This is a genomic window from Halomonas sp. (assembly GCF_029263665.1).
Classification (GTDB): Bacteria; Pseudomonadota; Gammaproteobacteria; order Pseudomonadales; family Halomonadaceae; genus Halomonas.
In genome coordinates, this window is sequence record NZ_JAJUFQ010000006.1 from 66,139 (window position 1) to 79,462 (window position 13,324).

Here is a 13,324-nt window from a genome sequence, read left to right on the forward strand (position 1 = left end):
AGCCTGCCATGACTGCCGTTACCAAGATTTTCCACGATTGCCTCCAGGTGGTCTTGGACAATCATGTGGCTGAAGTGCGCCTCGATCACGCTGAGCGCCACAACTGCATGGATGTCGCAATGATCGATGCCTTGCTGGAAGCCCAGGTCTGGCTGGCCGAGCGGGTCGGGGTGCGTGCAGTGGTGCTGTTGGGTGAAGGTGAAAGCTTTTGTTCGGGATTGGATGTGGCCGCAGTGTTATCGACTCCCGAGCGTATTGCCTGGCTGCTTCAACCGGATGCCTCCGGCATGACGCCAGCTCAACGCTTGGCGTTGGGCTGGCGTGATGTGGGAGCTCCCGTGATTGCTGCCCTGCATGGCCATGTCTTCGGTGCGGGTCTGCAGATGGCCTTGGCGGCGGATATTCGTATTGTCCATCCAGATGCATCGCTGGCGCTGCCGGAGGTTGAGTGGGGACTGGTTGCTGATATGGGGGTCAGCGTCACAGGGGCAGCGCTGCGCCAGGATGTCATCCATGACATGATGCTGACCGGACGTCACTTGAGCGGAGAAGAAGCCGTGATTCTAGGTTTGGCCTCACGGCTTGATGAAGATCCTCGCGAAGGCGGGAGAGAACTGGCGCAATCCCTGGCTCTGCGCTCCCCCAGGGCCGTGGCGGCGGCGCGTCGTCTGCGCCGCGAGGCCCCGGCACTGAGTGAACGCGAGTGTCTGGAACGTGAGTCCAGTCTGCAGCGCAACCTGATAGGCGGGCCTGAGCAGCGCGAGGCAGCACGGGCGCGCCTGGAAGGGCGTCGGCCCCGGCTTGCGTGATGGCATCGTTACGTCCGGCTCAACAACCGATTCTAAAACCGACACCACAACCGACGCCACAACCGACGCCACAACTACGCCCCTATCAGCGCGAAGCGGTTCAGCGGGTCATTCAGCACTTCCGGGGTAGCGATGATCCTGCCGTGGTGGTGTTGCCGACAGGCAGTGGCAAGTCGTTGGTCATTGCCGAACTGGCACGCTTGGCACGTGGTCGCGTACTGGTGCTGGCGCACGTGCGTGAGCTGGTTGAGCAGAACCATGCCAAATATCTGGCCTATGGCCTGCAGGCAGACATCTTCAGTGCCGGCCTCAAGCGCAGGGAAAGTGGCCGGCAGGTGGTCTTTGGCTCGGTGCAATCGGTAGTACGGCACCTGGACGCGGTCAGCGATACCGAGGCCAGATATGGCCCTTTTACCCTGCTGGTGATCGATGAATGCCACCGGGTGTCCCTGGAGCAGGATTCCAGTTATCGCAAGGTAATCGAACACCTGAGAAGCCGCAATCCGCGGCTCAAGGTGCTGGGGTTGACCGCAACGCCTTATCGTCTTGGGCAGGGGTTTATCTATTACCGGCACTACCATGGCATGGTACGCGGAGAAGAAGGCGCCTTTTTTCGGGATTGCGTGTTCGAGCAGCCTCTGCGCCTGATGGTACGCCAGGGTTTTCTCTGCGAACCGGTGAAGGTCGATGCCGCCGTGGCGCATTATGATTTCTCATCCTTGGTGCCTGGGGGAAGCGGCCTGTTCCGTGAAGAAGAGGTCAACAGGATTGTTTCGGGGAATCGGGCAACGCCGGGCATCATTGCCGATGTCATTGAACATGCCAGGCAGCGCCAGGGGGTGATGATCTTTGCGGCCAGTGTTCCGCATGCCCAGGAGATCATGGGATATCTGCCGACGGAAGGCTCGGCTCTCGTGACAGGCAATACCGATGGTGACGAACGCACCCGCTTGATCGAAGCGTTCAAAGCCAGGCACATCAAGTTTCTGGTCAATGTGTCCGTGCTGACGACAGGTTTCGATGCACCACATGTGGACCTGATCGCGATTCTCAGACCCACGGAGTCGGTAGGTCTCTACCAGCAGATTGTCGGTCGTGGTCTACGCTTGTCGCCGGACAAGAGCGATTGCCTGGTGCTGGATTATGCCGGCAACCCTTGGGACCTGTATGCGCCCGAAGTCGGGGGAGTACGTCCAAGGAGCGATAGCGAGCCTGTGCAGGTCGAGTGCCCGGCCTGTGGCCATGCCAACCTGTTCTGGGGCAAGCGTGACGGTGAGATCGTCATCGAACACTATGGTCGCCGCTGTCAGGGACTGGTGGATAATCCAGAAGAGGCTGGCACGGCTGGGCAGCAGTGTACTTTCCGCTTTCGCTTCAAGGTCTGCGGGGAGTGTGGTGCCGAGAATGATATTGCGGCACGCCGTTGTCATGGCTGCCAGACGTTGCTGGTCGATGCCGACGACAAGTTGCGCGCTGCCTTGAAATTGCGTGATGCCAAGGTGTTGAGGGTCAGTGGTATGCAGTTGGATGCGGTGGTGAATGGCCGAGGGCTGCCGCGTCTCAAGGTGACCTATCACGATGAAGATGGTGCCACCCTGGACGAATGGTTTGCCCTGGAAACCACTGCCCAGAGGAATGCCTTTGGTGCCGTGTTCCTGCGCCATCACTCGCGTGCTCCAGGGGTGCCCTGGTCTCCCAGGTCGCCACAGGAGGTCTGCGCTGGCCAGCAGCGCTTGCGAGCACCAGACTTTGTGGTCGGGCGCAAGGTGGGTCGCCATTGGAAGGTGCGCGAGAAGCTGTTCGACTATGTCGGGCGGTATCGTAAGGCAGCGAGTGCAGGCGGCGAGCAGGATGCAGATGATGCTATCGGACATGAGTGCTGTCATCTGCAGTAGGCGGTGTCATTTTAAAGATGATGACGCTTCCGAAATAGAAGTCCTGCGCGGAATAGAAGCTCTGCGCGGAGATTGATAAACTGAACGATTGACGCCAACCTTGTGCCGCCGGCACTTTCCGGGAGACGGGCCTCGCGTGAGTGACTCGCCGACGACAGATCAAGCCTTGCTTCAGGACGTTGCCGATCAGGCGGCTGCCGAGAGTTCGAGCGATCCTGCCAATGAGGCAGGTGAGAGCGCTGCAGAAGACCAGGAAGTGGCACCGCAGGTTCAGGCGTTGGGCCGTTTGTTCGATGAACCGATCACCGAACTGCCTGAAGACCTGTACATTCCGCCGGAGGCCCTGAGGGTATTCCTGGAAACCTTCGAAGGCCCGCTCGACCTGCTGCTGTATCTGATTCGACGCCAGAATCTCGACATCCTGTCGATTGACGTGGCTGCCATCACGCATCAGTACATTGAGTATGTGGAACTGATGAAGGCCATGGAAATCGAGCTGGCGGGTGAATACTTGTTGATGGCGGCCATGCTGGCAGAGATCAAGTCGCGTTCGCTGCTGCCTCGGCCGCCGAAAGGTGATGATGACAGTGAAGACGAAGATCCTCGCGCTGAGCTGATACGCCGTCTGCAGGAGTATGAGCGGTTGAAGCTGGCTGCCGAGTCGTTGGCTGACCTGCCGCGAATCGGTCGCGACTGGTTTCCGGCCAAGGCAGGCTTGCCACCGCTGGAAGCCCGGGTGATTCATCCCGATGTCGCGTTGGACGAACTGCTCGGTGCTCTGGCGGGGTTGTTGCGCCGAGCCGAGTTGAACAAGTCTCACCATATTGAGACAGAAGTCCTGTCGACCCGGGAGCGCATGCTGGCCATCATGGAAAAATTGCACCATGAACGCTACACCCCCTTTGAGGCGCTATTCACATTGGAAGAAGGGCGCTCGGGGGTTGTGGTGACGTTCATGGCGATTCTGGAGCTGGCCAAGGAATCCATGATCGAAATCGTCCAGAACGAAGCTTTGTCGCCGATTCATGTGCGTGCGCGGCTGGCGGAAGAGGGCGAGGAAGCTCCCTTCGATGATCTGGATGATCTGGACGGCGGGGAAAGTGCCTTTGATGAACCTGGCGCTGGTGATACGGTCGCCTCTGCAATAGCGCTGGAAGAGGCGCTGGCTGAGCTGGAAAACGAAGACGGGCTTGAAGGTCGCTCTGGGGACCTGGACGATGAGCTCGAGGATGACGTGGAGCTTCCTGAGGGTGATGTCTGGAGCGAATCTGCAGGTAAAGGGGAAGAGCCGGCATGAGCGTGATGGAAGCACCCGATGCGCTGGATGACATCATTGAAGCTGCATTGCTCTCTGCAGGGGAGCCGTTGGGGCTCGATCGTCTGGAGCTGTTGTTCGATGATCACGAGCGGCCGCCTCGCCGTGCGCTGCGAGAGGCCCTGGAACGCCTGACCGAGCGTCATGTGCGTGGTGCCATGGAGCTTATCGAGACCGCTTCCGGCTATCAGCTACGGATACGTCCGCGCTTGGCCAACTGGGTGGCACGGCTGTGGGATGAGCGTCCACAGCGTTATTCCCGGGCACTGCTCGAGACCCTGGCGATGATCGCCTATCGCCAGCCCGTCACTCGCGGGGATATCGAGGAAGTGCGTGGTGTCACCGTCAGTGGTTCGATCATGCGGACGCTTCTGGAACGTGGATGGATTCGAGTGGTGGGGCATCGTGATGTTCCTGGACGCCCGGCCGTCTATGCGACAACTCGCAGCTTTCTTGATGACTTCGGGCTCAAGACTCTGGATGAACTGCCGCCGATGCACGAGCTCAAGCAGTTTGAAGAGGTACAGTTGGAAGAGGATCTGCCTCCGCCGCCATCTCCGCTGCTCGCCCAGGCCGACCTGCCTTTGGATGAGGAACCTTCAGATGAAGAGCTTTCTGATGATGAATCGTCTGACGAAGCGCCTTCTGATGAAGAGCCTTCTGAGTCAGAAGACCAGAAGACAGCAGCCATGAGGACAGAGGCTCATGAAGCTGAAGAAGTGGAAGATGGAATAGATAGTGATACCGAAAGTGAAAGCGGTACTAATATTGAAGGTCGTACCAGAATAGAAAGTCTTGTCGCTGTACCACATGACGAAGAGACGCGGTTTTCTATAGGGGCGAGAGCGATAGGACCGAGCGCTATAGGGGCGAGAGGAGCTTCAGGGACAGAAGCTGCTATGGAAGAAGCCGACATGATGTCCGAAGGCCTCGATGGTCACGCCGAGATGGCGTCTGAGCGGACTGGTCTGAGCTTTGCTGATCTGGAAGCCAGGCTGTCCGAACGGGCCCGCGGTCGCGTCGATGATGACGCTGCTTCGGGCACGGAATACACCGATACCGAGAACGATACTGATGAGTAACACCACCAGCGAAAAATTGCAGAAGGTCCTGGCCCGTGCCGGTCTGGGTTCCCGTCGCGAGATGGAGGCGGCGATCGCAGATGGCCGAGTCAAGGTCAATGGCCAGGTCGCTACCCTGGGGGACCGTGTCGAGGCCCGTGACAAAGTGAGCCTCGATGATCGCCCGGTCACTCTGCGCGCTGCTGAAGAGGTCCCGCGCCGGGTGATCATGTACAACAAGCCGGAAGGCGAGCTGTGCACACGCAAGGATCCTGAGGGGCGGCGTACCGTATTCGACCGTCTGCCACGGCTCAAGGGAGAACGCTGGATTGCCATTGGCCGCCTGGATATCAATACCAGTGGACTGTTGCTGTTCACAACGGATGGCGAGCTGGCCAATCGCTTGATGCATCCTTCCACTCAAGTCGAGCGTGAGTACGCCGTGCGAGTGATGGGAGAGGTCAAGCGTGAAAATGTGGTGGCCATGGTAGATGGCGTGATGCTTGATGATGGCCCTGCACGTTTCACTGATGTTCAGGAATTCGGTGGGGAAGGCATCAATACCTGGTTCCATGTAGTGATCATGGAAGGCCGCAACCGTGAGGTACGCCGCTTATGGGAGTCCCAGGGACTGACTGTCAGCCGCCTCAAGCGTGTGCGCTATGGCAATATCTTCCTCGACAAACGTGCCAAGGCAGGTGAGTGGGTGGAGTTGTCTCAGACTGAGGTCGACGATCTGGCTGAAGTAGCGGGGCTGGAAACACGCAAGGTTCCGGAACTGACTCCGGATGAGCGTAATCGCTGGAGCCGCGACAAGCACAAGCGTCGCCCGGTGCAGACGATGCAACGCAGCCGAAAGCGCTGAAATCTGCATGGCACTCGGCGCACTTTGATGTTTTATCGAAAAAAGTGCTTGCAATGAAAGGGGTATATCCGTAGTATCTGCACGCGTTCGGGGACGGGTCGTTAGCTCAGTTGGTAGAGCAGTTGGCTTTTAACCAATTGGTCGTAGGTTCGAATCCTACACGACCCACCAACCGAACCTGTACATGGCAGTCTTGCCTTGTTGGAGTGGCAACACATCATCAAGTGTAATGCAGAGGCCATGAGCCGGGTCGTTAGCTCAGTTGGTAGAGCAGTTGGCTTTTAACCAATTGGTCGTAGGTTCGAATCCTACACGACCCACCAGATTCACGGCCTCGTTCCTCGGAACGGGGCCGTTTCTGTTTGCGGGTGTCGAGGCTTGAACAGAGCCTTCCGAGGCTCTCCGGTCTTGCATCATCGCCTTCCTGGCGTCATCATCTTGTTATATTCGTCTGCTAGGTACCGCGGTGGTTGTTGCGGTGGCCTAAACTGACGAGAGGCATCACCAGGGCGAGAGACGCATGGGGGTGCCGGTAGCTGAAGGTGCTGGCAGGTGCTCTCAAGGTGTCGAGGGCGGCCGGTGGCTTCACAGGCGTGCTGCAGCAACGGAGTGTTGTCTGCGCACAAGCTCATGTGCAGGGGGATTCCCTGCTGGTCACAGTGGTAGACACGATGACAGTCATGACTTCACGGGCCGAGATTCGGGATTATCTCGCACGCCCTTATTGCCCTACCCGTATCCCTGCCGAGGATGCTGCCCGCGTTGCAGAAATCAAGCGTTTGCTCAACGAGCAGAATGCCGTCCTCGTCGCTCACTACTACACCGATGATGCTATCCAGCAACTGGCCGAAGAAACAGGCGGCTGTGTCGCTGACTCCCTTGAGATGGCGCGTTTTGGCGCACGTCATGATGCTTCCACCCTGGTGGTGGCGGGAGTACGCTTCATGGGCGAGACGGCCAAGATCCTCTCTCCCGAGAAGCGTGTGTTGATGCCGACCCTGGAAGCGACCTGCTCCCTGGATGTGGGTTGCCCTATCGATGAGTTTTCCGCCTTCTGTGATGCGCACCCGGATCGTACCGTGGTGGTCTATGCCAATACCTCTGCGGCCGTCAAGGCTCGTGCCGACTGGGTGGTGACATCTTCCATCGCAGTGGAGGTGATCGAGCATCTGCAGGCCAAGGGGGAAAAGATTCTGTGGGCCCCCGACAAGCACCTGGGTGGCTATATCCAGAAGAAGACTGGGGCAGATATGCTGCTCTGGGACGGTGCATGCATTGTTCACGAGGAGTTCAAGGCCAAGGGGATCGAGGACCTCAAGGCGCTATACCCTGATGCCGCCGTTCTGGTTCACCCGGAGTCTCCTGAGTCTGTGGTATCCCTGGCCGATGTGGCTGGCTCCACGTCCCAGTTGATCAAGGCAGCCAAGGAACTGTCCAATGAGCAACTGATCGTGGCGACCGATCGCGGTATCTTCTTCAAGATGCAACAGGCCGTGCCGGACAAGACGCTGTTTGAAGCTCCAACTGCAGGTAATGGTGCGACGTGTCGTAGCTGTGCCCATTGCCCGTGGATGGCGATGAATGCGCTCGATAATCTGGCCGAGGCTCTGCGCGAAGGAAGCGGCGAGATTCACGTTAGTGACGAACTGCGCATCCAGGCCCTCAAACCCCTGACCCGGATGCTTGAATTCCAGGCGTGACACCTGCTTGCTAAAGACGCCCGTAGTCGATGCGACTGCGGGCGTCTTTGTATCCGGGCATCACTGTTGCTGTGCTATCAGGTCCAGTAAATCCGTGCTGCCAATGTCTTCTCCTGTCTGTGACAACAACGTGGACACCTGTCCTCGGTGATGGGTCTGGTGATTGAAGAAGTGGAGTATCAGGCTGGAGTAGGATTGGGTAGCAGGAGTGCCCTGGATGTTGTGGTAGCTGAGAGAGTCATCGAGGTCCCGGAAGGAGAGCTGATCGACCCAGTTGATGATCTGTTCGTCCATCCATTTGCGACGCTGGTGTAATGGTTCGAATTCATCGATGAGTATCTGCTCGAGGCTGCTGGGCATTGGCAGGCTCACGATGCCGTGCAGGGAGGCATGCGATGAAGGATGTGTTGCAAAGCGCTTGAGCCAAAGAATGTCACCAACCATGATGTGGTTCAGGGTACCCAGGATAGAGCGGAAAAAGGCGCCACGATCTTTCCACAGTTCTTCCGGGGGCAGGCGGCTCGCTGCTGCATAGATTTTTGTGTTCATCCACTGGTTGTAGCGGGCCAGCAGCATGAAGTGTTCCATGAGCTGCATCAGAATTTCTCCATGGTCTCGCGATATTCGCGGAACGCCTTCTTGCGCTGGATGATCTGGCCTTCGGCATTGAAGTCGTCGCTGCGGCGTGCCACGGCTTCGGCCACGTCGAGCTGGCGAATGGCTCGGTCTATATCACCATCGAGCTGCATTTGTTCCGCCCGGGCCAGGTGTCCCCAGGCTTGATGGCCGCTGTGTCCCGCTGCTTCTGCGAGCAGCGAGAATACCGCTGGGTCTTCCGAGCGCCGGCGCGAAAGGTTGCTGAGGACTTGATATGAACGCTCAGGGTCCTGCTGTAGCAGGGCTTCGCCAAGAAGCAGGGATGCTGGGTAATAATCCGGCATGAGACGCAGCTGGCGCTGGGCGCGCGCAACGGCATCACTGGTTCGGCCACCTTCGAAGGCGACCTGGGCGGCACTGGCTGGAAGCATGGCGATATCCGGGTGACTCTGCGCCAATTGGTCGAGGCTGGACAAGGCCGTATCTATGCTGCCGGATTCGGCATCGAGTAATGCTTGAAGATATTGCTGGGCTGCCTGGGGAGCATTGTCCTGATGTAGAATCGTCATGGCCTGGCTGGGGGAGCGCTGGTGAATTGCCAGTAATGCGCGAGCCCGAATCAGATGATATTGCAGATCATCTCCCCGGGTGACAGAAGTGTGTAGCTGACGAACCCGTTCTTCGGCGTCGCTGATGCGAGACTCGGTAACAGGGTGGGTCAGCAGAAACTCTGGGGGTGTACCACCTTGCAGGCTCATCATGCGTTGCATGGAGCGAAACAGGTCGATCATGGCATTCGGGTCGTATCCTGCCTGAGTCATGGCCTGGAGACCGATACGATCCGCTTCCTGTTCATAACGCCGCGAGTAGCGCAACTGGTCCTGTATCATGGCTGCCTGGGTACCGGCCATGGCGGCAATGCCGACATCGCCACCGCCAGCGGCTGCCACGACCAGACCGGCAAGCATGGCGGCCATGGCGGGTATCTGGGTCTGTTCGGCACGGGACTTGCTGCGTGCGTAGTGGCGCTGGGACAAGTGGCCGAGTTCGTGGGCCAGTACCGAAGCGACTTCGGCTTCATCACGCGCAAAGGCAAACAGGCCACTGTTGACGCCTACCACTCCTCCTGGGACGGCAAAGGCGTTGAGGCTGCCATTGGCTACCAGGGTGATAGTGGTATTGACGCCAGGCAGGCCGCTGTAGGGGACCAGGCGACTGACCAGTGACTCGATGTAGTCCTGTGCGATAGGGTCACGCCACTCCGGTACGTGGGCTCGGAACTGTCTCAGCCAAGCACGGCCAAGACGATACTCTTCTCCGCTGATGGCCTGGCTGCCGGTGGCCACGAGGCTGGGGAGTTCGAAGTCGTTCTGATCGCTATCGAGAGTGCCTGAGGAATCGTAGAGGCTGCTGCCCTGACGGCTGTTGGCATCGTCCCGGGGTTCGTTGAGCGTCCATGCCGTGGCCATGGAGGAGGAGCATACGGCCAGCGCGAGGACCAGCAGGCCGGCACAAGGGCGTGACAGAGTTCGCACAGGCATCTTCGACCTCATTGGCAGCATTGCATTTCAGCAACATTGTATAGTGGCAAGTTTATGTTAAGTGCACTTGGGTATGACATTGCTTCGACCTCAAAAGTGCCTTTAAATCCCAAGGACTTGCCTAGTTCAGGAAAGTGCGACAGCTGATAGCTTGTCGATGTGATTCAAGCATTTTCTCGGGAGAGATCATGACAGTGCAACCTGATAATGTGCTAGATGCCTGCGGGCTTCCATGTCCACTCCCATTGTTGAAGGCCAAGCAGGCTCTGGCGCGCCTTGAAGCCGGGCAACTGCTCGAGGTCAAGGCAACGGATGCAGGCTCCTGGCGGGACTTCGAAACATTTGCCGAACAGAGTGAGCATGTTCTGGAAGGCCGGGAAGTGCGCGATGATGTTTATTATTACTGGCTGCGAAAAGCAGGGAAGGCCAACACATGACATTGCGCACTGTTGTTCGCAATTGGGTCGATCGTTATTTTTCTGACGAAGAAGCCGTGCTGCTGCTCGCACTGCTGGTCGCCGGATTTGCCGTGGTGATCTGGCTTGGACAGGTATTGGCACCTTTCCTCACGGCGTTGGTAGTGGCTTTCCTGCTGCAAGGGCCCGTCAATGGGTTGACTCGGCGCAAGGTGCCGCACTTGGTGGCGGTATTGATCGTGTTTCTTGCTTTCGTCGGTGTGATGCTGGCCATGGCCTTCATTCTGCTGCCACTGGTCTGGGAGCAGTTGACCAGCTTGATTCAAGAGGCGCCCCGCATGTTTGCCAGTGGTCAGGATATGCTCGATGAGCTGCAAAAGGAGTATCCGCAGCTCATCACTCCTGACCTGGTCCAGCACTGGATTGGCGTGATCAGCCGTGAGGCAACCCAGTTGAGCCAGCGAGCCGTGTCATTGTCACTGGCTTCCCTGGGCAACTTGATGAGTCTGATCATCTATCTGGTCCTGGTGCCCATTCTGGTGTTTTTCCTGCTCAAGGATCGCGACAGGCTGATTGGCTTTCTTGTTTCATTTCTGCCCTCCAAGCGGGATCTGATGACCCGGGTATGGCAGGAGATGGATGGCCAGATTGCCAATTACATACGTGGCAAGGCCACTGAAATCATCATTGTCGGCACAGTGGCCTTCTTCACCTTTGCCATGTTCGGTCTGCCATACTCGGCGTTGCTTGGGGTTCTGGTCGGTTTCTCGGTGCTGGTTCCCTATATTGGCGCTGCCGTTGCGACGTTGCCGGTGGCTGCTGTCGCGGGGTTCCACTTTGGGTTGGGCGACCAGTTCCTCTATGTCCTGGTGGCCTATGGAGTGCTTCAGGCCCTGGACGGCAATGTGCTGGTGCCGATCCTGTTCTCCGAAGCGGTCAACCTGCACCCGGTCTCCATCATCCTGGCCGTGCTGGTGTTTGGTGGTATCTGGGGATTCTGGGGAGTGTTCTTTGCGATTCCCCTGGCAACCTTGCTCAAGGCCCTGGTCTATGCCTGGCCCAGGGGAATACAGCAGCACAGCATTGCCCAGCAGGTAGAGGAATAGCAGGTAGAGGAATAAATGGCGGTGCAGTAACCTCAACAGGGCCGGTCAATGACCGGCCCTGTTGGTTTGGGCACTGATTCAGGAACGCGTGAGCAGTGAAGGGTGCCTGATGCCTGCGGCTAGTCCTGATGTAGCGCCTGGGCGGCTTCCAGAACCTCCTGAGCATGGTCCTTTACCTTGACCTTGCGCCACTCCTGGGCGAGCTTGCCATCGCTGTCGATCAGGAAGGTGCTGCGCTCGATACCCATGTACTCCTTGCCATAGAGCTTCTTCAGCTTGATGACATCGAACAGGTTGCAGACGGTCTCGTCCTTGTCGGAGAGCAGGGCAAAGTTGAACTCCTGCTTGTTCTTGAAGTTCTGTTGCGCTCGAATGCCGTCACGAGAAACGCCAATGATGACGGTGTTGGCGGCATCGAACTGTGCCTTGCGATCACGGAAGTCACCACCTTCAGTGGTGCAGCCCGGAGTGCTGGCCTTGGGGTAGAAGTAGATGACCACCTGCTTGCCCCGCAGTTGTGACAGGGTGATTTCGGTATCATCGGTGGCCGGGGCTGTGAAATCCGGAACGACTGCGCCAATCTCCAGGCTCATGGAGGTTCTCCATCATACTATTCAAAGGATTCCGATTAGACGGAAAGGGGGGGACTCTGTAAAGGGCAATGGCCGGTTGCCACCTTGTCGAACAGAGATTATCGATGTTTCCCGTACACGCGGCTGTACAGGGTCTAGCCGCCTGAGTACCATTTATCCTTTAGGCTCTGTACGGAAAGTGTCTGCACGTTGGTGACGTTGCATCGAATCTGGTCTCAAAATGCTTGTTCTCAGCTCATAAGCTCTGCTTTTGACCGGTTTCGTCATGTGCTCACCCAGGGGCGGGAAAGACATCGCCCACTGATGGCGGGCCCGATCTTGTCCATGGCTCATCGGCTTTTTGTACAGCACCTGAGTCTGGTTGCTCCCCCTGATGCACCGGATTCAGGTCTATCACGTCAGCGCGCAAGGAAATACCTGCGTGGCACCTTGGCGACAAATCGAGAGGAATAACGAGGATGATCACGGGCAGTATCGTCGCGTTGGCGACACCGATGAAGAGTAATGGCGAGATTGACTGGGAAGTGCTGCGCAAGCTGGTGAGCTTCCATCTGGAAAATGGCACTGATGCTATCGTGGCAGCGGGCACTACTGGTGAGCCTACCACCATGTCATTCGCCGAACACTTCGATGTGATCCGTACTGTGGTGGAAGAGGTCGATGGCCGTATTCCGGTGATTGCCGGAACGGGTTCCAACAACACCACTGAAGCGATCGAGCTGACCCGTTATGCCAAAGAGGTGGGTGCCGACTATTGCCTGAGCGTGGCGCCGTACTATAACAAGCCTACCCAGGAAGGCATGTATCAACACTTCAAGGCGATTGCCGAGAACTGTGATCTTCCTGTGATTCTGTATAACGTGCCTGGCCGCACGATCTCTGACATCTATAACGAGACAGTGCTGCGCCTGGCCGAAGTGGATAACATCGTCGGTCTCAAGGATGCCACCGGTAATCTGGAGCGAGCCCAGGAGCTGATTCAGCGCCTCAATGGAAGTGACTTCATGCTTTATTCCGGTGATGATGCCACTGCTTGCGATTTTATGCTGATGGGTGGCAACGGCGACATTTCTGTCACTGCCAATGTCGCGCCGAAAGCGATGCACGAACTGTGCATGGCTGCGATTGCCGGGGATGCAGAGAAAGCACATCAGATCAATACACGCTTGCTGCCGTTGCACACCAACCTGGGGATCGAGAGCAATCCGATCCCTGTGAAGTGGGCGCTGCATCGTATGGGAATCATCGACACGGGAATTCGCCTGCCGCTGACCTGGTTATCCGAGAAGTATCATTCCACTGTCAGTGGCGCCCTGCAGTCGGCTGGCCTGATCGACGACTGACGGTTGCCGAAGGGGCACAGCATGCGCTGTCCCTGATCGTGATGTGTTGCTGGGCAGCGGTGACTGGACCTATTAATCAATCA

The 13,324-nt window shown here is 57.7% G+C and carries 11 protein-coding genes, 2 tRNA genes and 1 pseudogene; 11 read left to right on the forward strand and 3 right to left on the reverse strand.

Annotation, left to right across the window (positions count from 1 at the left end; genetic code table 11):
- Positions 1-8: 8 nt before the first annotated feature.
- From Q1K07_RS08080 to nadA, 8 genes and pseudogenes are all read left to right on the forward strand, one after another.
- Positions 9-809 (forward strand): enoyl-CoA hydratase-related protein, encoded by an 801-nt coding sequence (locus Q1K07_RS08080; RefSeq protein ID WP_300309637.1) that lies wholly within the window; start codon positions 9-11, stop codon positions 807-809.
- Entirely contained in the window at positions 809-2,704 is a 1,896-nt protein-coding gene (locus Q1K07_RS08085; protein WP_300309639.1) for a DEAD/DEAH box helicase, read from the forward strand. The genes Q1K07_RS08080 and Q1K07_RS08085 overlap by 1 nt, the downstream gene beginning before the upstream one ends.
- Before the next feature lie 256 nt (positions 2,705-2,960).
- Positions 2,961-4,001: a ScpA family protein gene (locus tag Q1K07_RS08090; protein ID WP_300310020.1), complete on the forward strand. Its 1,041-nt coding sequence runs from the start codon at positions 2,961-2,963 to the stop codon at positions 3,999-4,001.
- Positions 3,998-4,555 (forward strand): annotated as a pseudogene (gene scpB, locus Q1K07_RS08095) (SMC-Scp complex subunit ScpB); the annotation flags it as partial. The gene Q1K07_RS08090 and the pseudogene scpB, both read left to right, overlap by 4 nt.
- A gap of 538 nt (positions 4,556-5,093) precedes the next feature.
- Entirely contained in the window at positions 5,094-5,945 is an 852-nt protein-coding gene (gene rluB, locus Q1K07_RS08100) for a 23S rRNA pseudouridine(2605) synthase RluB (RefSeq protein ID WP_300309641.1), read from the forward strand.
- A gap of 95 nt (positions 5,946-6,040) precedes the next feature.
- Positions 6,041-6,116: transfer RNA gene (locus Q1K07_RS08105), tRNA-Lys, on the forward strand.
- A 76-nt stretch (positions 6,117-6,192) separates the two neighbouring features.
- Positions 6,193-6,268, forward strand: a tRNA-Lys gene (locus tag Q1K07_RS08110).
- 348 nt (positions 6,269-6,616) lie between these two features.
- Complete coding sequence (gene nadA, locus Q1K07_RS08115; protein WP_300309643.1) at positions 6,617-7,645, forward strand: quinolinate synthase NadA; 1,029 nt, start codon at positions 6,617-6,619, stop codon at positions 7,643-7,645.
- Positions 7,646-7,705: 60 nt separating this feature from the next.
- On the opposite strand, the gene Q1K07_RS08120 is transcribed toward nadA, so the two are convergent.
- The gene (locus Q1K07_RS08120; protein WP_300309645.1) at positions 7,706-8,242 is read right to left on the reverse strand and encodes a DinB family protein; all 537 of its coding nucleotides are present in this window, start codon (positions 8,240-8,242) and stop codon (positions 7,706-7,708) included.
- Complete coding sequence (locus Q1K07_RS08125) at positions 8,242-9,783, reverse strand: M48 family metalloprotease (protein ID WP_300309647.1); 1,542 nt, start codon at positions 9,781-9,783, stop codon at positions 8,242-8,244. The genes Q1K07_RS08120 and Q1K07_RS08125 overlap by 1 nt, the downstream gene beginning before the upstream one ends.
- Before the next feature lie 188 nt (positions 9,784-9,971).
- On the opposite strand from Q1K07_RS08125, the gene Q1K07_RS08130 reads away from it, so the two are divergent.
- Positions 9,972-10,220 carry a sulfurtransferase TusA family protein gene (locus tag Q1K07_RS08130; RefSeq protein ID WP_300309649.1) on the forward strand — a complete coding sequence of 83 codons (249 nt, stop codon included), beginning with the start codon at positions 9,972-9,974 and terminating at the stop codon, positions 10,218-10,220.
- Positions 10,217-11,305, forward strand: a complete 1,089-nt coding sequence (locus tag Q1K07_RS08135) for an AI-2E family transporter (protein WP_300309651.1) — start codon at positions 10,217-10,219, stop codon at positions 11,303-11,305. The genes Q1K07_RS08130 and Q1K07_RS08135 overlap by 4 nt, the downstream gene beginning before the upstream one ends.
- Before the next feature lie 119 nt (positions 11,306-11,424).
- On the opposite strand, the gene bcp is transcribed toward Q1K07_RS08135, so the two are convergent.
- Positions 11,425-11,898, reverse strand: a complete 474-nt coding sequence (gene bcp, locus Q1K07_RS08140; protein WP_300309653.1) for a thioredoxin-dependent thiol peroxidase — start codon at positions 11,896-11,898, stop codon at positions 11,425-11,427.
- Between the two features lie 458 nt (positions 11,899-12,356).
- Here bcp and dapA point away from each other — a divergent pair, with 458 nt between their 5' ends.
- Positions 12,357-13,241: a 4-hydroxy-tetrahydrodipicolinate synthase gene (gene dapA, locus Q1K07_RS08145; protein ID WP_300309655.1), complete on the forward strand. Its 885-nt coding sequence runs from the start codon at positions 12,357-12,359 to the stop codon at positions 13,239-13,241.
- The last annotated feature ends 83 nt before the right edge of the window (positions 13,242-13,324 follow it).